17 protein-coding genes and 1 riboswitch are annotated in these 18,269 nt (G+C 73.3%); of the genes, 13 read left to right on the top strand and 4 right to left on the bottom strand.

Features of this window, described 5'->3' with window-relative positions; all coding sequences use genetic code 11:
- Positions 1–6: 6 nt before the first annotated feature.
- Both AC1DQC_RS14740 and AC1DQC_RS14735 read right to left on the bottom strand, forming a co-directional pair.
- Positions 7–462 (bottom strand): pyridoxamine 5'-phosphate oxidase family protein, encoded by a 456-nt coding sequence (locus AC1DQC_RS14740; RefSeq protein ID WP_477051997.1) that lies wholly within the window; start codon positions 460–462, stop codon positions 7–9.
- Complete coding sequence (locus AC1DQC_RS14735; protein WP_477051996.1) at positions 459–2,549, bottom strand: (Fe-S)-binding protein; 2,091 nt, start codon at positions 2,547–2,549, stop codon at positions 459–461. Before AC1DQC_RS14735 ends, AC1DQC_RS14740 begins: the two co-directional genes overlap by 4 nt.
- 347 nt (positions 2,550–2,896) lie before the next feature.
- Between AC1DQC_RS14735 and AC1DQC_RS14730 the strand changes: the two genes are divergently transcribed.
- From AC1DQC_RS14730 to AC1DQC_RS14695, 8 genes are read left to right on the top strand one after another with little or no spacing between them, the layout of a single operon-like run.
- Positions 2,897–5,986, top strand: a complete 3,090-nt coding sequence (locus AC1DQC_RS14730; protein WP_477051995.1) for a Na+/H+ antiporter subunit A — start codon at positions 2,897–2,899, stop codon at positions 5,984–5,986.
- A 5-nt stretch (positions 5,987–5,991) separates the two neighbouring features.
- Positions 5,992–6,471: a Na(+)/H(+) antiporter subunit C gene (locus tag AC1DQC_RS14725; protein ID WP_477051994.1), complete on the top strand. Its 480-nt coding sequence runs from the start codon at positions 5,992–5,994 to the stop codon at positions 6,469–6,471.
- On the top strand, positions 6,468–8,012 hold the full coding sequence (locus AC1DQC_RS14720) for a Na+/H+ antiporter subunit D (protein ID WP_477051993.1): 1,545 nt from the start codon (positions 6,468–6,470) through the stop codon (positions 8,010–8,012). The genes AC1DQC_RS14725 and AC1DQC_RS14720 overlap by 4 nt, the downstream gene beginning before the upstream one ends.
- Positions 8,009–8,560, top strand: coding sequence for a Na+/H+ antiporter subunit E (locus AC1DQC_RS14715; protein ID WP_477051992.1), 552 nt, complete (start codon positions 8,009–8,011; stop codon positions 8,558–8,560). The genes AC1DQC_RS14720 and AC1DQC_RS14715 overlap by 4 nt, the downstream gene beginning before the upstream one ends.
- The gene (locus tag AC1DQC_RS14710) at positions 8,557–8,967 is read left to right on the top strand and encodes an MrpF/PhaF family protein (RefSeq protein ID WP_477051991.1); all 411 of its coding nucleotides are present in this window, start codon (positions 8,557–8,559) and stop codon (positions 8,965–8,967) included. The genes AC1DQC_RS14715 and AC1DQC_RS14710 overlap by 4 nt, the downstream gene beginning before the upstream one ends.
- Entirely contained in the window at positions 8,964–9,347 is a 384-nt protein-coding gene (mnhG, locus tag AC1DQC_RS14705; protein ID WP_477051990.1) for a monovalent cation/H(+) antiporter subunit G, read from the top strand. Before AC1DQC_RS14710 ends, mnhG begins: the two co-directional genes overlap by 4 nt.
- Positions 9,344–10,798, top strand: a complete 1,455-nt coding sequence (locus tag AC1DQC_RS14700) for a phytoene desaturase family protein (protein WP_477051989.1) — start codon at positions 9,344–9,346, stop codon at positions 10,796–10,798. The genes mnhG and AC1DQC_RS14700 overlap by 4 nt, the downstream gene beginning before the upstream one ends.
- Complete coding sequence (locus AC1DQC_RS14695) at positions 10,798–11,202, top strand: VOC family protein (protein ID WP_477051988.1); 405 nt, start codon at positions 10,798–10,800, stop codon at positions 11,200–11,202. The genes AC1DQC_RS14700 and AC1DQC_RS14695 overlap by 1 nt, the downstream gene beginning before the upstream one ends.
- Here AC1DQC_RS14695 and AC1DQC_RS14690 read toward each other — a convergent pair.
- On the bottom strand, positions 11,199–11,462 hold the full coding sequence (locus tag AC1DQC_RS14690) for a DUF4235 domain-containing protein (RefSeq protein ID WP_477051987.1): 264 nt from the start codon (positions 11,460–11,462) through the stop codon (positions 11,199–11,201). The genes AC1DQC_RS14695 and AC1DQC_RS14690 overlap by 4 nt on opposite strands.
- 86 nt (positions 11,463–11,548) lie before the next feature.
- Positions 11,549–11,664: riboswitch (TPP riboswitch) on the top strand.
- A 67-nt stretch (positions 11,665–11,731) separates the two neighbouring features.
- Between AC1DQC_RS14690 and AC1DQC_RS14685 the strand changes: the two genes are divergently transcribed.
- The 4 genes from AC1DQC_RS14685 (at position 11,732) to AC1DQC_RS14670 (ending at position 16,317) form a co-directional block, all read left to right on the top strand.
- The gene (locus AC1DQC_RS14685; protein ID WP_477051986.1) at positions 11,732–12,754 is read left to right on the top strand and encodes a thiamine ABC transporter substrate-binding protein; all 1,023 of its coding nucleotides are present in this window, start codon (positions 11,732–11,734) and stop codon (positions 12,752–12,754) included.
- Positions 12,755–12,756: 2 nt separating this feature from the next.
- Positions 12,757–14,499: an ABC transporter permease gene (locus AC1DQC_RS14680; RefSeq protein WP_477051985.1), complete on the top strand. Its 1,743-nt coding sequence runs from the start codon at positions 12,757–12,759 to the stop codon at positions 14,497–14,499.
- Positions 14,493–15,479 (top strand): ABC transporter ATP-binding protein, encoded by a 987-nt coding sequence (locus tag AC1DQC_RS14675; protein WP_477051984.1) that lies wholly within the window; start codon positions 14,493–14,495, stop codon positions 15,477–15,479. Before AC1DQC_RS14680 ends, AC1DQC_RS14675 begins: the two co-directional genes overlap by 7 nt.
- Positions 15,480–15,549: 70 nt before the next feature.
- The gene (locus tag AC1DQC_RS14670) at positions 15,550–16,317 is read left to right on the top strand and encodes a hypothetical protein (protein WP_477051983.1); all 768 of its coding nucleotides are present in this window, start codon (positions 15,550–15,552) and stop codon (positions 16,315–16,317) included.
- On the opposite strand, the gene AC1DQC_RS14665 is transcribed toward AC1DQC_RS14670, so the two are convergent.
- Entirely contained in the window at positions 16,304–17,413 is a 1,110-nt protein-coding gene (locus AC1DQC_RS14665) for a GNAT family N-acetyltransferase (RefSeq protein ID WP_477051982.1), read from the bottom strand. The genes AC1DQC_RS14670 and AC1DQC_RS14665 overlap by 14 nt on opposite strands.
- A 66-nt stretch (positions 17,414–17,479) precedes the next feature.
- Between AC1DQC_RS14665 and AC1DQC_RS14660 the strand changes: the two genes are divergently transcribed.
- Complete coding sequence (locus AC1DQC_RS14660) at positions 17,480–18,112, top strand: hypothetical protein (RefSeq protein ID WP_477051981.1); 633 nt, start codon at positions 17,480–17,482, stop codon at positions 18,110–18,112.
- Positions 18,113–18,269 lie beyond the last annotated feature (157 nt).

The following is an 18,269-nucleotide window of genomic DNA, read 5'->3' as shown; positions in this document are numbered from 1 at the left end:
CCCGCGTCAGGCGTCGAGTGCGAGCCAGGCGCCGTCGCGCATGATCCAGCGGCCGGCCAGCTCGTTCTCCTCGCGCCACGCCTGGATCGTCCGCGGGGTCAGCCGGAAGTACGGGTAGGGGTCGCGCAGCGAGCGCGGCTCGAAGCCGGCCTTCGCCGCGAACGCGTCGCCGAGCTCGTCGGGGACCTCGGGGAGGACCTCGACGGTTCCCTGCACGAGCACGACGTCGCGGGTCAGGCCGATGCCGACCTGCACCGACGGGTTCGTCGCGAGGTTGTGCGCGGTCGGGCTCGTGCCCAGCGTCGAGAAGATKAGCGCGTCGTCGTGCCAGAGGAACGAGAGCGGGGTCAGGCGCGGCGCGCCGGTGGCCGTGTCGGTCGTCGCGACCCACGCGTCGACGTCGTGGCCGAGGCGGTAGAGCACGTCCTGGCGGCGCTGCTCGGTGGTGCGGGGGCCGATCACGGTGTCTCCTTCACGCGGTCCAGCAGGAGCAGGGCGATGTCGGTGACCTCGGGGACGCCGACGGTGTGCGACGCGGCGACCCCGTCGGACAGCATCACCGTGCAGAACGGGCAGGCGGTCGCGACGACGTCGGCGCCGGTGGCGATCGCCTCGTCGGCCCGGACGGTGCCGATGCGGGTGCCGATCGACTCCTCCATCCACACGCGCGCGCCGCCGGCGCCGCAGCAGAAGGACTGCTCGCGGTTGCGGGGCATCTCGGCCAGCGCCAGCCCCGGGATCGCGCCGAGCAGCTCGCGCGGCGGTGCGTACACCTGGTTGTGCCGGCCCAGGTAGCAGGGGTCGTGGTAGGTCACGGTCCGCTCGTCGCTGCTCTCGAGGAGCGTCAGCCGACCGTCCGCGACCAGGGTGTTGAGCAGCTCGGTGTGGTGGACGACCTCGTACCGGCCGCCGAGCTGCGGGTACTCGCGGGCGATCGTGTTGAAGCAGTGGGCGCAGGTCACGACGATCCGCTGCGCGCCGATCTCGTTCAGGGTCTCGACGTTCGCGCTCGCCAGCATCTGGAAGAGCAGCTCGTTCCCGGCGCGCCGGGCGGGGTCACCCGTGCAGGACTCGCCGTCGCCGAGCACGGCGAAGCTGACGCCGGCCGTGTGCAGCAGCTCCGCGACGGCCTTCGTCGTGCGGATCGCCCGGTCCTCGTACGCGCCCGCGCAGCCGACCCAGAAGAGGTACTCGAGCTCGGCCGCGGACTCCACGTCGACGCCGACCACCGGCACGTCGAAGTCGAGCCCCTTCGCCCAGTTGAGCCGGTTCCGCGCGGGCAGCCCCCAGGGGTTGCCCTGCCGCTCGAGCTTGCTGAACGTGCCGCCCAGCTCCTTGGGGAACGCCGACTCCATGAGCACCTGGTAGCGCCGCATGTCGACGATGGCGTCCACGTGCTCGATGTCGACCGGGCACTGCTGCACGCACGCGCCGCACGTGGTGCAGGCCCACAGGGCGTCGGGGTCGATGACGCCGGACCCGAGCAGGTCGATGCCCGCATGGCTCTGGTCCACCGACCCCGCCTGCAGGTACGGCGCCGTCGCCGCGGCGTGGTCCCGCAGCGCGAGCGTGACGAGCTTCGGCGAGAGGGGCTTGCCCGTCGCCCACGCCGGGCACTGGTCCTGGCAGCGCCCGCACTCGGTGCAGGTGGAGAAGTCGAGCAGGCCCTTCCAGGTGAAGTCCTCGATGGCGCCGACGCCGAGGCGCGCGTCGTCGGGCAGGTCCTCGAGCGCCTCGAGGTCGACGGGCGCGCCGCCGAGCGTCATCGGCTGCAGCGGCCCGAGCGCGACGCCGCCGGTCGGCTCGCGGCGCGCGTACACGTTGACGACGGCCAGGAACCGGTGCCACGCGACGCCCATGGTGGGCTGCAGACCGACGACCACGAACCAGGACATCGACACGAGGATCTTCACGGTCGCGACGACGACGATCGCCGTCTCCAGGGTGCTCGTCGCGACCCCGCTCCACCATGACCCGAACCACGCCGTCAGCGGGAAGTGCCACGCGTCCTGCGGGCCGAGGGCGTACTCCAGGCCGCGCAGCACCAGCACGCAGAGCACGACGACGAGCACCGTGGCCTCGACGAAGAACGCCTGTGCCTGGTTCGACCCGAAGAAGCGCGACCCGCGCTCCGCCGAGCCGAGCCGGACGCGAAGGGTGATCAGGGCGAGGATCCCGACGAGCGACGCCCACGCGATGGCCTCGATGGCCCACTCCAGCGGCGGGAAGTGACCGATCAGCGGCAGTGAGAACGACGGGTCGACCACCTGCCCGTAGCCGGTCAGCAGCGTGAGGAACAGCAGCGCGAACGACACCATGACGACCCAGTGGGCGATCTTGACCACGGGCCGGTGCTGGAACCGTCCGTGCCCGAGCACCTCGCGCGTGAGCGTCGCCAGCCGGGGACCCACGGGCGCCCAGCGCCCCGACTCGGGCCGCCCGATGCGGACGGTGCGCAGGATCGCGCCCGCGCCGCGCGCGAAGATCGCGACGCCGACCACGGTCGCGACGGCCACGACGACCAGGCACACCACCTGCAGCGCATCCACGCGGCCACGGTAGCGGCGCCGCGGGCCCGGCACCCGCGCCGCCCGCCCCCGAGCGCGCGTGGGCGTCCGACCCTGCCGCACCTGGGGCGGACGGTGCTGGTGTGGCGCACGCGGTGCCCCAGAGGCCCCACCGGTCACACGTGCGGCGGGTTCGGACGTCGCAACGCGGCGCCGGCCGGACACCGTGGGAGGAGGCGTGGGAAATCGGTTGGTAGAGTCTTGACCAAATCTTCAGTGCATCGTGAGGGCGCCGCTCGCCGCCGACGCGCATGCTCGTAGCTGCCCCTGACAACGAGAACCTGACGACCCGACCGACCGACCACCCGCCCTACAGGACGGAGCCGGACGTGCTGCTGCTGCTCGCCGTTCACCTGGCTGCAGCCGTCGTCGCGCCCCTGCTCGTCCGCCTGATGGGCCGCAAGGCGTTCTGGGTGCTCGCGCTCGCGCCGGCCTCCGCGGCCGTCTGGGCGCTGAGCTGGACGTCGCAGGTGCAGGCCGGGAACGGCCCGGTCGAGCAGGTGGAGTGGATCCCGGCGCTGGGGCTGGAGCTGACGTTCCGGCTGGACACGTTGTCGTGGCTGATGACGCTGATCGTCGGCGGTGTCGGCGCCCTGGTGCTCGTCTACTGCTCGGCGTACTTCAAGACGAGCGCGTCGGGCCTGGGGAGGTTCGGCGGCGTGTTCGTCGCGTTCGCCGGCGCGATGCTGGGACTGGTCATCGCGGACGACATGCTGCTGCTGTTCGTGTTCTGGGAGCTCACGACGGTGACGTCGTACCTGCTCATCGGGCACTACGCCGAGCGCAAGGCGAGCCGCCGGGCGGCCATGCAGGCCATCGTCATCACGACCGCGGGCGGGCTCGCGATGCTCGTCGGCATCGTGCTGCTGGGCGAGGCGGCGGGCACGTACCGGCTGTCCGAGGTGATCGCCGACCCACCGCAGGGCACCACGGCGGTCACGGTCGCGATCGTCTGCCTGCTCGCCGGCGCGGTCACCAAGTCGGCGCTCATCCCCTTCCACTTCTGGCTCCCCGCGGCGATGGCGGCGCCGACGCCGGTGAGCGCGTACCTGCACGCGGCGGCCATGGTGAAGGCCGGCGTCTACCTGGTCGCGCGGTTCGCCCCGGCGTACTCGACGGACCCGACGTGGGTGTGGATCGTCGCCGTGCTGGGCTGCGGGACCCTGCTGCTCGGCGGGTACCGGGCGCTGCGGCAGCACGACCTCAAGCTCATCCTGGCGTTCGGCACGGTCAGCCAGCTCGGGCTCATCGTGCTGCTGGTCGGGCTGGGCACGCGGGCCACCGCGCTCGCCGGCCTGGCGATGCTCGGCGCGCACGCCATGTTCAAGGCCGCGCTGTTCCTCGTCGTCGGCGTCGTGGACGCCGCCACCGGCACGCGCGATCTGCGCCGGCTGTCGGGGGTGGGCCGCGAGCTCAAGGTGACCGCGCTGGCCGGCGCCCTGGCGACGGCGTCGATGATCGGGCTGCCGCCGTTCGCGGGGTACGTCGCCAAGGAGGCCGGGCTCGAGGCGCTCCACGACCAGCCCGTGCTCCTCGGCGCGGTCGCCGTGGGCTCGGTCCTCACGGTGGCGTACGGGCTGCGGCTGTGGTGGGGGGCCTTCGCGACGAAGCCCGCCGTGGTGCCCGAGTCCCTCGAGGAGTCGACGGAGCCGGGGACGTCGCTGGGCGAGGCGGCGCGCGACGACGCCCACCCGGCGTCGATCACCCACCCGTCGCTGCTGCTGGTGTGGCCGGCGATGATCCTCGCGGTGCTCGGGCTGGCCGTGGCGCTGCTGCCGCAACTGGGCGAGCACCTGCTGCGGCCCTACGCCGACACGTACCCGGAGGGACCGCCCGGGCACCTGGTGCTGTGGGCCGGGTTCACGCCGACGTTCGTCCTCACGCTCGCGATCCTGCTGGCCGGCGCGCTCCTGTTCGTCGTGCGGGACCGCGTCGAGCGGTGGCAGTCCGGGGGCTACCGCGGGCCCGAGGCCGACGTGGTCTACCGGCGGTTCATGCGGCGCCTCGACGACGTGGCGGCCGACGTCACCGCGGTCACGCAGCGCGGTTCGCTGCCGCTCTACCTCGGCCTGATCCTCGTGGTGTTCGTCCTCGCCGTCGGCGTGACCACGCTGGCCGCCACCACGTTCCCGAGCAGCTTCACGGTCTGGGACAACCCGGCGCAGCTGGTGTTCGCGGCCGGCACCATCGTCTCCGCGCTGCTCGTGGTCCGCGCGCGACGGCGGCTCAAGGCGGTCATCCTGCTGGGCATCGGCGGCTACTCCGTGGCGGGCCTGTACCTGCTGCACGGAGCCCCCGACCTGGCGCTCACGCAGGTGCTGGTGGAGACCGTCACGCTCGTGGTCTTCGTGCTGGTGCTACGCCGGCTGCCCCCGTACTTCTCCGACCGGCCGCTCGCCGCCAGCCGCTGGGTGCGCCTGGCGCTCGGGCTCGCGGTCGGGCTGACCGTGGCCGGCGTGGCGCTCGTCGCGCCCACCGCGCGGATGCACCTGCCCGTCTCCAAGGACTTCGCCAAGGAGGCCGTCGAGTTCGGCGGCGGCAAGAACATCGTCAACGTCACGCTGGTCGACATCCGCGCGTGGGACACCATGGGCGAGATCTCGGTGCTGCTCGTGGCGGCCACCGGCGTCGCGTCGCTCGTCTTCCTGTCCCGGCGAGCCGGCGCGATCTACCGGGCGCAGGACGCGCGCAAGGACCGGGCCGTCTGGGGCGGGGTCGACGACCCGATGGCGGCGCTGCGCCGGCCCGGCGGCGACGACGCGCTGGTGGACGCCGGCGGCATGGTCGCCGACCGCGACGAGTCCGCCGTGCCGTCGAGCGCCTCGCGCGGGCAGGAGTGGCTGCAGGCCGGTCGCACGCTCGCGCCGCAGCGGCGGTCGGTGATCTTCGAGGTCGTCGTGCGCCTGCTGTTCCACACGATGATCGTGTACTCGGTCTTCCTGCTGTTCAGCGGCCACAACGCGCCCGGCGGCGGGTTCGCCGCGGGCCTGGTCACCGGCATCGCGCTCATCGTCCGCTACCTCGCGGGCGGGCGGTACGAGCTGGGCGAGGCCGCCCCCGTGCAGCCGGGCCTGCTGCTCGGTCTCGGGCTGTTCCTGTCGGCCGGCGTCGGGCTGCTCGCGCTGCTGGCCGGCGGCGAGGTGCTGCAGTCCTGGATCCTCGACCTCCACCTGCCGGTGATCGGGGACCTGCACCTGGTGACGTCGCTCTTCTTCGACATCGGTGTGTACCTCGTGGTCGTGGGACTCGTGCTCGACATCCTGCGCAGCCTCGGCGCCGAGATCGACCGGCGCGCGGAGACGGGCGAGGACCCGGTGTCCGTCGACGCCGCGGGCGGCGACATCGAGAGCGACCGGGACGTGCCGTCGCAGGTGCAGGCGGGGGCCAAGCCCGCCAGCTGGGGCGGGGGCGTGCCGTGATCGACATGAGCCCCAACATCGTCCTGGTCGTCACCATCGGCGTGCTCTTCGCCGCGGGCGTCTACCTGCTGCTCGAGCGGAGCCTCTCGCGCGTGCTCATCGGCGTCATCCTCATCGGCAACGGCGCCAACCTGCTGTTCCTCGTCGCCGGTGGCGCCGCCGGCCGCCCGCCGATCGTCGGCGCGACGCCCGAGGGCCAGATGAGCGACCCGCTGCCGCAGGCCATGGTGCTCACCGCCATCGTCATCACCCTCGGCATGACCGCGTTCCTGCTCGCCCTCGCCTACCGCTCCTGGCAGCTGCACCGGCATGACGAGGTCCAGGACGACGTCGAGGACCGCCGCATCGCCCGGCTCGCCGCGCTCGACGAGCTGGCGGTCGAGGGCTCGGACATGGCGGGCGGCGCGGAGACGCTGGACCAGGAGGCCGCGGAGGCCCGGGACGAGACCGACGAGGGCGCACCCGCGAGGGAGGTGCACCCGTGAACGACTACACCTGGCTCGTTCCGCTGCCCGTCGTCATCCCGCTGTCCGCCGCGGGCCTGGCGCTCGCGCTCTACCGCCGCCCGAACGTGCAGCGGCTCGTCTCCGTCGTCGCCCTGAGCCTCGTGCTGGCAGCCAGCGTGGCGCTGCTGGTCCTCGCCGACGACGGCCCCCTGGTGGTCGACGTCGGCGGGTGGGCCGCGCCCGTCGGCATCGACCTGGTGGCCGACCGGCTGTCGGCCCTCATGCTCACCATCTCCAGCGCGGTGACGCTCTGCGTCCTCCTCTACTCGCTGGCGCAGGGCGGGGAGGACGACGAGGAGTCCGCGCCCGTCTCCATCTACCACCCGACCTACCTGGTGCTGACCGCGGGCGTGGCCAACGCGTTCCTCTCGGGCGACCTGTTCAACATCTACGTCGGCTTCGAGATCCTGCTGGCCGCCAGCTACGTGCTCATCACGCTCGGCGGCACGGGCGAGCGCATCCGAGCGGGGACCATCTACATCGTCGTCGCCCTGCTCAGCTCGGTGCTCTTCCTGGTCGCCATCGCCATGATCTATGCCGCCTGCGGGACGGTGAACCTGGCGCAGCTGGCCCTCCGCCTGCCCGAGATCGACCCGGGCGTGCGGCTGGTGCTGCAGGTGCTGCTGCTGCTCGCGTTCGCCATCAAGGCGGCCATCTTCCCGCTGTCCGCCTGGCTGCCCGACTCGTACCCGACCGCGCCCGCCCCCGTCACGGCGGTGTTCGCCGGCCTGCTGACGAAGGTCGGCGTGTACGCGATCATCCGGACGCAGACCTTGCTGTTCCCCGACGGGCGACTGGACGACGCCCTGCTCTGGGCGGCGCTCGCGACGATGGTGGTGGGCATCCTCGGCGCGGTCGCGCAGGACGACATCAAGCGACTCCTCTCCTTCACTCTCGTCAGCCACATCGGGTTCATGGTGTTCGGCGTCGCGCTGGCCACCGACCTCGGCTACACGTCCGCCATCTACTACGTCGCGCACCACATCACCGTGCAGACCGCGTTGTTCCTGGTGGTGGGCCTGGTCGAGCGCGCGGGCGGGTCCACGTCGCTGACCAAGCTGGGCGGCCTGGCCAAGCTCACGCCGGTGCTCGCCATCCTCTTCTTCGTGCCCGCCATGAACCTGGCCGGCATCCCTCCGCTGTCCGGGTTCCTGGGCAAGGTCGGGCTGCTCGAAGCCGGCGTACAAGTCGGCACACCGCTGGCGTACGTGCTCGTCGCGGGCAGCGTCGTGACGTCCCTGCTCACGCTGTACGCGCTGGTCAAGGCGTGGAACAAGGCGTTCTGGCAGACGCCGTCGGAGCCTCGCCCGCCCGTGCGCCTGCCGTTCGGCATGGTGGCGCCCACCGCCGCGCTCGTCGGCGTCGGCCTGCTGCTCACGGTCGCCGCCGGCCCGCTGTACGCCTACACCGAGCGCGCCGCCGTGGCCCTGACCGAGCGCAGCCCGTACGTCGACGCCGTGCTGCCCGACGGCGAGCGCGGTCAGGGCGTGTCCGACGACGTCGCGGAGACCCACCCATGAGCCTGCACCCGCGCCGGCACAAGCTGCGCACCCAGTGGGCGACGGTCGCCTGGCTGACCGTCGTGTGGGTCTTCCTGTGGGGCGACCTGTCGGTGGGCAACGTGCTGGCCGGCCTGCTGATCGCCCTGGCGGTCACGACGGGCCTGCGCATGGCGCCCATCGAGTTCCACGGGCGGATCCGCCCCGTGGGGCTGGTCCGGCTGCTCGTGCGCTTCGGCACCGACCTGGTCAAGGCGTCGTTCGAGGTCAGCCTCATCGCGCTGCGCCCCCGGTACGTGCCGCGGGGTGCGGTCATCGGCGTGCAGCTGCGCAGCCACTCGGACCTCTACCTGACCATGACCGCCGAGCTGTGCTCGCTGGTGCCCGGCTCGCTCGTGGTCGAGGCGCACCGGCTCACCGGCATGCTCTACCTGCACGTGCTCGACGTGCGGCAGAGCGGGGGGATCGAGGCGGCGCGACAGTCCGTGCTCGACCAGGAGGAGCGGGTGCTGCGCGCGTTCGCGTCCGACGAGGAGCTGGCCGCGGCCGGGCTGGGGGTGCGCGTGTGACCGCCGTCGTCGTGATCTGCGGGGTGCTGCTCACCGCCGGCTTCGCGCTGGCCGTGATCCGCGCAGAGAAGGGCCCGTCGATGCTCGACCGGACCATCGCCCTCGACATCGTGGTGACGACGATGATCGCCGCCGTCGCCCTCTACGCCGCCGTGAACCGCCGCGCCGACGTGGTGCCCATCCTCGTGGTGCTCTCGCTCGTCGGCTTCGTCGGGTCGGTGACCATCGCGCGGTTCGCGTCCGTGGAGCCCGAGGGCGAGGGCCGGGTGCGGACGCGGGAGGAGATCGCCGCGCAGGAAGCCGAACGGATGGACGCCGAGGACGATGCGGAGGAGAGTCGCCGCTCGGGCCGACGCGAGGGTCCCGACGAGCACCACGGCGGCGGAGCCGAGGGGGAGGTCCGATGACGCAGGACCAGTGGACGACGGTCGCCGACGTGGCCTCCGCGGTCTGCCTGCTGGGCGGCGCGTTCCTCGCGTTCGCCGCGGGCGTCGGGGTGCTGCGGTTCCCCGACCTGCTGGCGCGCATGCACGCCGGCACCAAGCCGCAGGTGCTCGGCCTGATCCTGGTGCTCATCGGGCTGGCGCTGCGGCTGCGCTCCGGCGGGGCGGTGTGGGCGCTGGTGCTGGTGGCCGTGTTCCAGATGCTCACGGCGCCGGTCGCCGCGCACATGGTGGGCCGGGCCGGGTACCGCACGGGGAAGGTCCGGGGGGACCTGCTGGTGGTCGACGAGCTCACCGACGACGTGGTGCGCTCGCAGGCGCGGGACGAGCGCGCGGAGTCATGATCGCGCGCGACGTCGTCGTCGTCGGCTCCGGCCCCAACGGGCTCGCCGCCGCGGTCACGCTCGCCCGGGCCGGCCTGACGGTCGAGGTGCTGGAGGCGCAGCCGACCGTCGGCGGCGGTGCCCGGACGCTCGACCTCGGCCTGGCGGACGGGGTCGTGCACGACGTCTGCTCGGCCGTGCACCCGATGGCATGGGCGTCGCCCTTCTTCCGCGCGTTCGACCTGCCCGCGCGCGGCGTCGAGCTGGTGGTGCCCGAGGCGTCCTACGCACATCCCCTCGCCGGCGGTCGCGCCGGCATCGCGTACCGGGACCTCGCGCGGACGGTCGGCGGGCTCGGCGTCGACGGTCCGGCGTGGCGGTCCCTGGTCGGCGCGCTCGACCCGGACGTGGCGGTGAAGGTGGCGCTCGGCGACAAGCGGTCGGTGCCCCTGGTCGACCCGGTGGCGGCGGCCCGGTTCGGGCTGGGCGTGCTCGAGCAGGGGACGCGGGCGTGGGACCGCCGGTTCGTCGACGACCTCGCGCCCGCCCTGCTCACCGGAGTCGCGGCCCACGCGATCGGCCCCCTGCCCTCGCTCGCCGCGGCGGGCACCGCCCTCCTGCTGGCCGCGCTGGCGCACGGCGACGGCGGCTGGCCCATCCCGCGGGGCGGCTCGGGCGCGATCACGGCGGCGCTCGTCGCGGACCTCGAGGCCCACGGCGGCACCGTCCGCACGGACCATCGCGTCCGCCGCTACGAGGACCTCCCGCGCGCGCACTGCTACGTCTTCGACACCACGCCCCGGACCCTCGTGGGCGTGCTGGGCGACCGGCTGCCGCCGCGGATCCGCGCGGAGCTGGCCGCGTTCCGGTACGGCGACGCCGCCGCGAAGGTCGACTTCGTCCTCGACGGCCCGGTGCCGTGGACGGTGGCCGAGGTAGGGCTCGCGGGGACCGTGCACGTCGGGGGGACGCGCGCCGAGATGGTCCGGGCGGAGGGGGCGGTCGCCCGCGGCGAGCACGCAGAGCTGCCGATGACGTTGGTCAGCGACCCGGCCGTGGTCGACGGGTCACGCGTCGCGCACGGACGGCGGCCGCTGTGGACGTACGCGCACGTGCCGAAGGGCTCCACCGTCGACGTCACCGAGGCCGTCACCCGGCACATCGAGCGGTACGCGCCCGGGTTCCGGGACGTGGTCGTGACCTCCCGCTGCACGCCGGCCGCGCACCTCAGCGACCACGACGAGAACTACGTCGACGGCGACATCTCCTCCGGGGCGGCCAGCCTGCGCCAGCTGTTCGCGCGCCCGACCCGCCGGCTGGACCCGTACTTCTCCGGGCGCTCCGGCGTGTACCTGTGTTCCGCGTCGACCCCGCCCGGCCCCGGCGTGCACGGGCTGGGCGGCTGGTACGCCGCGAGGCGGGTGCTCCGAGAGCTCGGCATCTCGTCGATGCCCGAGCTCGGAGGTCGGTGATGTTCCGCGCTCCGCAGGTGATCCTCTTCAGCCCGGACGTGCCGCGCGCGTCGGCCTTCCACCAGCGCCTGGGTTTCGTCGAGACCTTCCGGGTGCCGACGGACGGCGACCCGATCCACGTCGACCTCGAGCTCGACGGGTACACGCTCGGCATCGCGTCGGAGGCGTCCACCCGGGACGACCACGGGCTCGACCCGATCGCCGGCGGGCAGTGCGCGGCCGTGGTCCTGTGGACCGACGACGTCCCGGCGGCGTTCGACCGGCTCGTCGCCGGCGGTGCTCCGGCGCTGGCAGCGCCGCACGGGTGGCTCGACCGGTTGTTGATCGCGTGGGTGGCCGACCCGGACGGGAACCCGGTCCAGGTCGTGCAGCACCTCCGGCCGTCGGGTCCAGGTCTGGCTTAGTCGGTCTTCGCGGTGAAGCGCGCCGTGCCGCGGGTGGCCAGCACCCGGGCCATCGCGACGAGCGCCCCGGCGACCCCGGCCGCGACGACGACCTCGGTCAGCCCGGCGTCGCCCTGGTCGTCGGCCTTCGGCGGCTTGTGCCCGGTCCCCGCCTTCCACGCCAGGTTGAGCACCTGCTGGACCGCGAAGGCGGCAGCGATCGCCGCGGCGGTCCCGACGAGCTTGGCGACGATGGACTGCGTCTGCTTGTCGTCCGACATCTGATCCTCCGTGGGTGCGAGACGGTCTGCGACGACCGTAGCCCGGCCTGCGCCTCCGTGCCGCTCCACGGCGGCGTAGGATCGCCGACGAACGACAGGGGAGCGTCGGACCCACGGGTCTGGACGCTGAGAGTGCGGACCACCGCAGACCCTCGAACCTGATCCGGTTGATACCGGCGTAGGGAGTCGGGCTTCTCAGTCCTCGCCGTCGGCCTTCGTGGTCGGCGCGCGACGACCCCCTCCTTTCCGACCAAGGAGGAGCATCACCCATGGCGAGGATCCACTCGCTCGTCGCAGCCGCCGCCGTGCTCGCGCTGGCAGGCTGCTCGGCCATCGGTTCCGACGAACCTGGCCCCAGCTCGTCGTCCGGCACCGTCACGCTGGTCACGCACGACTCGTTCCTGCTGTCCGACGGCATCCTGGCCGACTTCGAGAAGCAGACCGGCCTGAAGGTCGACGTCGTGCAGCCGGGCGACGGCGGCACGCTCGCCAACCAGCTGGTGCTGACCAAGGACGCGCCGCTGGGCGACCTCACGTTCGGCATCGACAACACGTTCGCGTCGCGCGTGGTCGACGAGGGCGTCATCGCACCGACCGCGACCAAGGACGCCTACGAGGGCGCCCTCGTGCCGATCGACTACGGCGACGTCTGCATCAACGTCGACCACACGTGGTTCTCGTCGCACGGACTCGCGGAGCCCGTGACCCTCGAGGACCTCACCAAGCCCGAGTACAAGGACCTTCTCGTGGTCCCCAACCCCGTGACGTCGTCGCCGGGCCTGGCGTTCCTGCTGGCCACGATCGGCGCGTTCGGCGACGACGGCTGGCGGGCCTACTGGACCGCCCTCAAGGACAACGGGCTCAAGGTGGCCGAGGGCTGGTCCGACGCGTACGACACGGACTTCTCCGGCGGCGGCGGCCACGGACCGCGCCCGATCGTGCTGTCCTACGCGTCCTCGCCGCCCTTCACCGTGCCCGACGGCGGCACCGAGCCGACCACCGGCGCGCTGCTGGACACGTGCTTCCGGCAGACCGAGTACGCCGGCGTGCTGGCCGGGGCGGCGAACCCGGAGGGCGCGCAGAAGCTGCTCGACTTCCTGCTCTCCGACGAGGTCCAGGACGACATCCCCGGCTCCATGTACATGTACCCGGCGAGCACCACGGCGACGCTGCCCGACGACTGGGCCGCGTTCGCCCCGCTGGCGACGAACCCGTTCGAGGTGGCGCCGGACGACATCACGAAGAACCGCGAGGCGTGGCTCACGCAGTGGTCGGACACGGTGATCGGCTGACCATGGCCGTCTCGACGCTCACCCGACCGGACGCCGCCCCCGCGGTGGCGTCCGGTCGGGCGCGCCTCGTCGCGTTCTGGTCCCTGGCGGTCGTCGTCCCGCTGCTGTTCCTCGGGCTGTTCTTCGCGTGGCCCGTCGCGGTGATGATCTCGAAGGGGTTCGTCGTCGACGGGCACCTGGACCTGAGCGGCTTCGCGGACGTGTTCTCGCGGCCCCGGACGTGGCGGATCGTCGGGCTGACGATCGCGCAGGCCACTCTCGGCACGGTCATCTCCGTGGGGCTCGGCGTGCCCGGCGCCTACGTGCTGTACCGGCACTCGTTCCGGGGCCGGGCCGCGGTGCGAGCCCTGGTCACGGTGCCGTTCGTGCTGCCGACCGTGGTGGTGGGCGTCGCGTTCCGCTCGCTGCTGGTCAGCGGCGGGCCGCTGGGGTTCCTGCACCTCGACGGCACGTTCGCCGCGATCGTCGCCGCCCTGGTGTTCTTCAACTACGCGGTGGTCGTGCGGGCTGTCGGAGGGCTGTGGGAGCGGCTGGACCCGCGGGCGGAGCAGGCGGCGCGGGCGCTGGGTGCCTCGCCCTGGCGCGCGTTCCGGACCGTGACCCTGCCCGCGCTGACGCCGGCGATCGCGTCCGCCGCCTCCCTCACGTTCCTCTACTGCGCGACCGCCTTCGGCACGGTCCTGGTGCTGGGCGGCCTGCGGTTCGGCACCATCGAGACCGAGATCTGGGTGCAGACGACGCAGTTCCTCGACCTGCGCGCCGCCGCCGTGCTGTCCGTGGTGCAGCTCGTCGTCGTCGCCGTAGCACTGACGGTGGCGGGCCGCGCGCGCTCGCGGCGGGAGCTGGCGCTGTCGCTGAGCACCGATCTCGACACCGTCCGCCCCCTGCGCCTGCGCCGGCCCGCCGGGATGCCCCCGGGCGACGGGCACGCGCTGACGGTCGTTGCCACGCTGGTGACCGCGGCCGTCGTCGCCCTGCTCGCGCTGCCGCTGGTCAACCTCGTGGTCCGTTCGCTGCAGACGCGCGACGGGGTCGGGCTGGACAACTACACGGCGCTCGGCACCACCGGAGGCTCGCTGACGGTGACCGTCTGGCAGGCCACCCTCAACTCCCTGCGCGTCGCGCTGGACGCGACCGTGCTCGCGCTCGTCGTCGGCGGGCTCGTGGCCCTCGTCGTGTCGCGACGACCCCGGCGGGCGGTCGGTCGGCGCGCGGTGGCCGGGCTGGACGCGCTGTTCATGCTTCCGCTCGGCGTGTCCGCCGTGACCGTCGGGTTCGGGTTCCTGCTGTCGATGCACCACCCGTTCGGGCTGCCGGTCGACCTGCGCACCAGCCCGGTCCTGGTGCCGATCGCGCAGGCCGTCGTCGCCGTCCCGCTCGTCGTGCGGACCGTGCTGCCGGTGCTGCGGGCCATCGATCCGCGCCTGCGTGAGGCCGCCGCGACCCTGGGCGCCGGGCCCGGCCGCGTGCTGCGCACGGTCGACCTCTCGATCGCGACGCGGTCCCTGGGCCTCGCCGTCGGGTTCGCGTTCGCCGCGTCGCTCGGGGAGTTCGGCGCGACCTCCTTCCTGGCCCGGCCCGACCGGCCCACGCTGCCGGTCGTGATCTTCCGGCTGATCGGGCGCCCCGGCGCCGAGTCCTATGGCATGGCGCTCGCCGCGTCGGTGGTGCTCGCGGTGCTCACCGCGGGGATCGTCGCGGCCTGCGAACGACTGCGCGCCCCCGGCGCGGGAGGCGAGTGGTGAACGGTCTGTCGCTCCGCGACGTCGTCGTCCGGTACGGGTCGTCGACCGCCGTCGACGGCGTCTCGCTCGACGTCGCGCCCGGCTCCGTCGTCGCGCTGCTCGGCCCGTCCGGGTGCGGCAAGTCGTCCCTGCTGCGGGCGGTCGCCGGCCTCGAGCCGCTCGCCGCCGGCTCGGTCTCCTGGGACGGCGTCTCCCTGGCCGGGGTGCCCGTGCACCGGCGCGGGTTCGGCCTGATGTTCCAGGACGGGCAGCTGTTCGCCCACCGGTCGGTCGCGGGGAACGTCGGGTACGGCCTGCCGCGCGGTTCCGACGTGACGCCCCTCCTTGAGCTGGTCGGCCTGGCCGGCTACGCATCACGGGCCGTCGCGACCCTGTCCGGTGGCGAGCGCCAGCGCGTCGCCCTGGCCCGAGCCCTGGCACCGGCACCTCGCCTCCTCCTGCTCGACGAGCCGCTGTCCGCCCTCGACCGCGCGCTGCGCGAGCGCCTCGCCGTCGATCTGCGCGCCGCGCTCGTCGCCACCGGCACCACCGCCGTGTTCGTCACGCACGACCAGGACGAGGCCTTCGCGGTCGCCGACCGGGTCGCCGTGATGTCCGCGGGGCGGCTGCTGCAGGTGGACGAGCCCGCGTCGCTGTGGACCCGGCCGGTCAGCCGCGAGGTCGCGTCGTTCCTCGGCTACGAGGCGTTCGTGGCGCTGGACGGCCCGGCGGCCGCGCCGCTGCGCGAGGCCCTCGGGGTCGCCTCGTCGGCCGCGACCCTGGCCCTGGCCGAGGGCGCGTTCGTCGTCGACCGCGCCGGCGTCGCGAAGGGCACGGTCCGGGGGATCTCGTCGCGGCGTGGGCGGTCCGAGGTCCGCGTCGACGTCGACGGGATCGGCGTCGTCACCGCGCTCGGCCCCGTGGGTGGTCGGTGGTCCGTCGGCGACGTCGTGGTGCTGGGCGTCGAGCCGGACGCGCTCGCGGTCCTGCCGCTCGAGTGATCGCGCGCGCGGCCCGGCCGGGCTACGGTCGGAAGATCCGCTGGGCTGGTCGAGTACCGAGGTGATGGCGATGACGCTGGAGCTCCGACAGATCGTGGCGATCGACATCAGCGCCCCGCTGGGCACCGTCTCGAAGCACCTGCGCGAGCCCGAGCTCGTGCACCGCTGGTTCGGCTGGGACCACGACGGGCTGAACGCCGAGATCCAGCAGATCTTCGTCGACGGACCGACCGAGACGCAGGACGTCGTCGGCGACGAGACCATCCACGAGCTGCACTGGCCGCACCACGACACGCTGACCCTGCGCTCCGCCGTGCACGAGCCCCACCACACGCACCTGACCATCACCCGGCGGAGCCACCAGGGGACCTCGTCGTTCGACGGCATCCGCGACGAGATCGACGAGGGCTGGATCGCGTTCGCCCACCAGCTGCGCTTCGCGGTCACCGTGCACCCCGACCAGGAGCGCCGCACGCTCAGCAGCTTCGGGCTGCCCGCCGGCGAGCGCGACGACCGGCTGCTCGACCGCGCCGGGCTCATCGGGGTGCGTGGTGTGCCCGTCGGAGGGCACGTCCAGGCGCGCCGGCCCGACGGCACCCTGCTCGGCGGCACCCTCGACTACGTGACCCCGCTGCAGATCGGCCTCCGGCTGCACGGCATCTCCGAGATGTACCTCGTGCTCATGGAGACGCCCGCCGCCCACACCCCGCCGCACGGCACCGTCGACGCCATCCTGTCCACCTACGGCCTCGACGACGTCACGTTCGGCCAGGTGCAGGAGCGGTGGGGCCGGTGGTGGCAGCAGGCGATGCCGCACGCGAGGGTCAGCTCAGCTTGAGCTGCCACTCCCCGGAGCCGCCCGCGGGCCGGAACCCGAGGGCCACGTTGATCGCGAGCATGTAGGAGTTCTCCTCGGCGTTCCACGTGCCGACGCGCCTGACGCTCGGTCGCTCCGCCGCGAGGCGTTGCAGGTTCGCCGTCTTGACCAGCATGCCGAGGCGCTTGCCCCGGTGCTCCTTCAGCACCAGCGTGTCGTGCTGGTGCACGAACTCGTCGGTGTTCGGCACGGCCATGAACGCCGTGAACGCGGCCAGCGTGCGCGTCGGCAGGTGCTCCGCGGCCAGGACCAGCAGCTCGATCCCGCGCTCCTCGAACTGCTTCTCCGTGACGCGGACCCGTTCCGCGTCCCAGACGTCCTCCTGGAGGTCCAGGCCGCCCAGCGGGACGTCCGTGCTCATCCGCGTGTTGAGCAGGGCGAACTGGTCCACCCACTCCTCCGGCGTCGCGCCCCGCCAGCTCACGGTGCCGTAGTCCGGCCCGGCCTTCGCCTCGGCCTGCGCGCGGTGCTCGGCGATGAACGCCGGGTCGAACGGCAGGTCGAACCGCGAGTACCGGGCGACCTGCTCCAGGGCGAAGCCGCGCGCGAGCGCGAACCGGGTCCCCGCGTCCGTCGTCGAGACCCGGCCGGAACCCGTCGACGGGGCGAGCGTGTCCGGCCCCTCCGGCGGTTCCGCCTGCTGGTCCGTCGACATGGTGAGGTTGGTCCGGCCGTCGGCGCGCACCGTCGCCTCCACGGCGTCGAACAGCGCGGTGCCGATGCCCTGCGAGCGGTGCGCGGGCCGGACGCCGAGATCCGTGTGCGCCGTGTGGGTGTTGTCCTGCAGGGGCATGTTCACGGCGGCGTAGGCCAGCACGCGCTCGGGGTCCGGGGCGTCGGCGTCGTCGTCGCGCACCGCCACCCAGCGAGGCTTGCGGTCGTAGCGCTGGTCGTGCAGCGACCCGAGGACCTCCTGGGCGGTGCGCTCGAAGTCCCGGTTGCCCCACGACGTCAGCAGGACCTCGTTCATCGCCGCCGTGTAGCCGTGCAGCAGCCAGGCCTCGGGGGCGTCGACGGTGTCGCAGACCGGCACCTCACGGATCGACCACGTTGTCATGGGTTCCACCATCCGCCGGTCTCGGGGGTGGCGCGAGCCCTTTTCGTCCGTCGCTACTCTCACAGGATGGTGTGGCTCGAGATCGTCGGCTGGGCCGGCTCGCTGCTGGTCATCGTCTCGCTCACGCAGGCCAGGGTGCTGCGCTTCCGCGTGCTCAACCTGGCCGGGGCCGTGATAGCCACGGTGTACAACACGATCGTCGGCATCTGGCCGTTCGCCGTCATGAACGGCGTCATCGCCGTGATCGACGTGTACTGGCTGGTCCGGCTGCAGCGCGAACGCCACGACGAGCAGGTGTACGGCGTCCTCGAGGTGCCCTCCGACGACGCCGTCCTGCACCACCTGCTCGCCGAGCACGCCCCCGACATCGCCCGCTTCCACCCGACCTTCGCCGCCACCGACCCCGCGCCGTCCGCCGCGTTCGTCGTCGTCCGCGGCGACGAGCTCGTCGGCGCCGTCGTCGTCCGGTCGGCCGGCTCCGGCGTCGGTCGCGTGGACCTCGACTACGTGACGCCGCGGTACCGCGACTTCACGCCCGGCGAGTTCGTGTACCGCGACAGCGGCGTCTTCGCCGCGCACGGCTTCCGGCGGCTCGTGATCGGCGGCGCCGCGCCCGCCGAGTCGCGCGCCTACCTCACCCGCGTCGGCTTCCGCGAGACCGCCGCCGGCTGGGAGCGCGAGGTCGCCGCCGCCGCGTGACGCCGGCCGGGTGGGAGCGAGGTTCCCGCCGCCGGGTGACGCGGCCGGCTGCGAGCGCGGGGTCGCCGCAGCGGCGTAACGCCGGCGTGCCTCGCCCGCCAGCCGGGCTGTGCTGGCCGCCCGGCGCACGCCGGCCGCGCGCTGCCCGACCTTGGGC

The organism is Cellulomonas sp. P4_H12 (assembly GCF_056400905.1).
Note: the sequence above shows the minus strand (reverse complement) of the source record. Positions and strands in the feature narration are given on the sequence as shown.

Bases quoted from the DNA above. Each gene is read 5' to 3' on its own strand.
- AC1DQC_RS14680 (WP_477051985.1), top strand. From the start codon at position 12,757: ATGGCCGTCTCGACGCTCACCCGACCGGACGCCGCCCCCGCGGTGGCG.
- AC1DQC_RS14660 (WP_477051981.1), top strand. From the start codon at position 17,480: ATGGTGTGGCTCGAGATCGTCGGCTGGGCCGGCTCGCTGCTGGTCATC.
- AC1DQC_RS14670 (WP_477051983.1), top strand. From the start codon at position 15,550: ATGACGCTGGAGCTCCGACAGATCGTGGCGATCGACATCAGCGCCCCG.
- mnhG (WP_477051990.1), top strand. From the start codon at position 8,964: ATGACGCAGGACCAGTGGACGACGGTCGCCGACGTGGCCTCCGCGGTC.
- AC1DQC_RS14665 (WP_477051982.1), bottom strand. From the start codon at position 17,413: ATGACAACGTGGTCGATCCGTGAGGTGCCGGTCTGCGACACCGTCGAC.
- AC1DQC_RS14725 (WP_477051994.1), top strand. From the start codon at position 5,992: ATGAGCCCCAACATCGTCCTGGTCGTCACCATCGGCGTGCTCTTCGCC.
- AC1DQC_RS14695 (WP_477051988.1), top strand. From the start codon at position 10,798: ATGTTCCGCGCTCCGCAGGTGATCCTCTTCAGCCCGGACGTGCCGCGC.
- AC1DQC_RS14690 (WP_477051987.1), bottom strand. From the start codon at position 11,462: ATGTCGGACGACAAGCAGACGCAGTCCATCGTCGCCAAGCTCGTCGGG.
- AC1DQC_RS14685 (WP_477051986.1), top strand. From the start codon at position 11,732: ATGGCGAGGATCCACTCGCTCGTCGCAGCCGCCGCCGTGCTCGCGCTG.
- AC1DQC_RS14700 (WP_477051989.1), top strand. From the start codon at position 9,344: ATGATCGCGCGCGACGTCGTCGTCGTCGGCTCCGGCCCCAACGGGCTC.
- AC1DQC_RS14715 (WP_477051992.1), top strand. From the start codon at position 8,009: ATGAGCCTGCACCCGCGCCGGCACAAGCTGCGCACCCAGTGGGCGACG.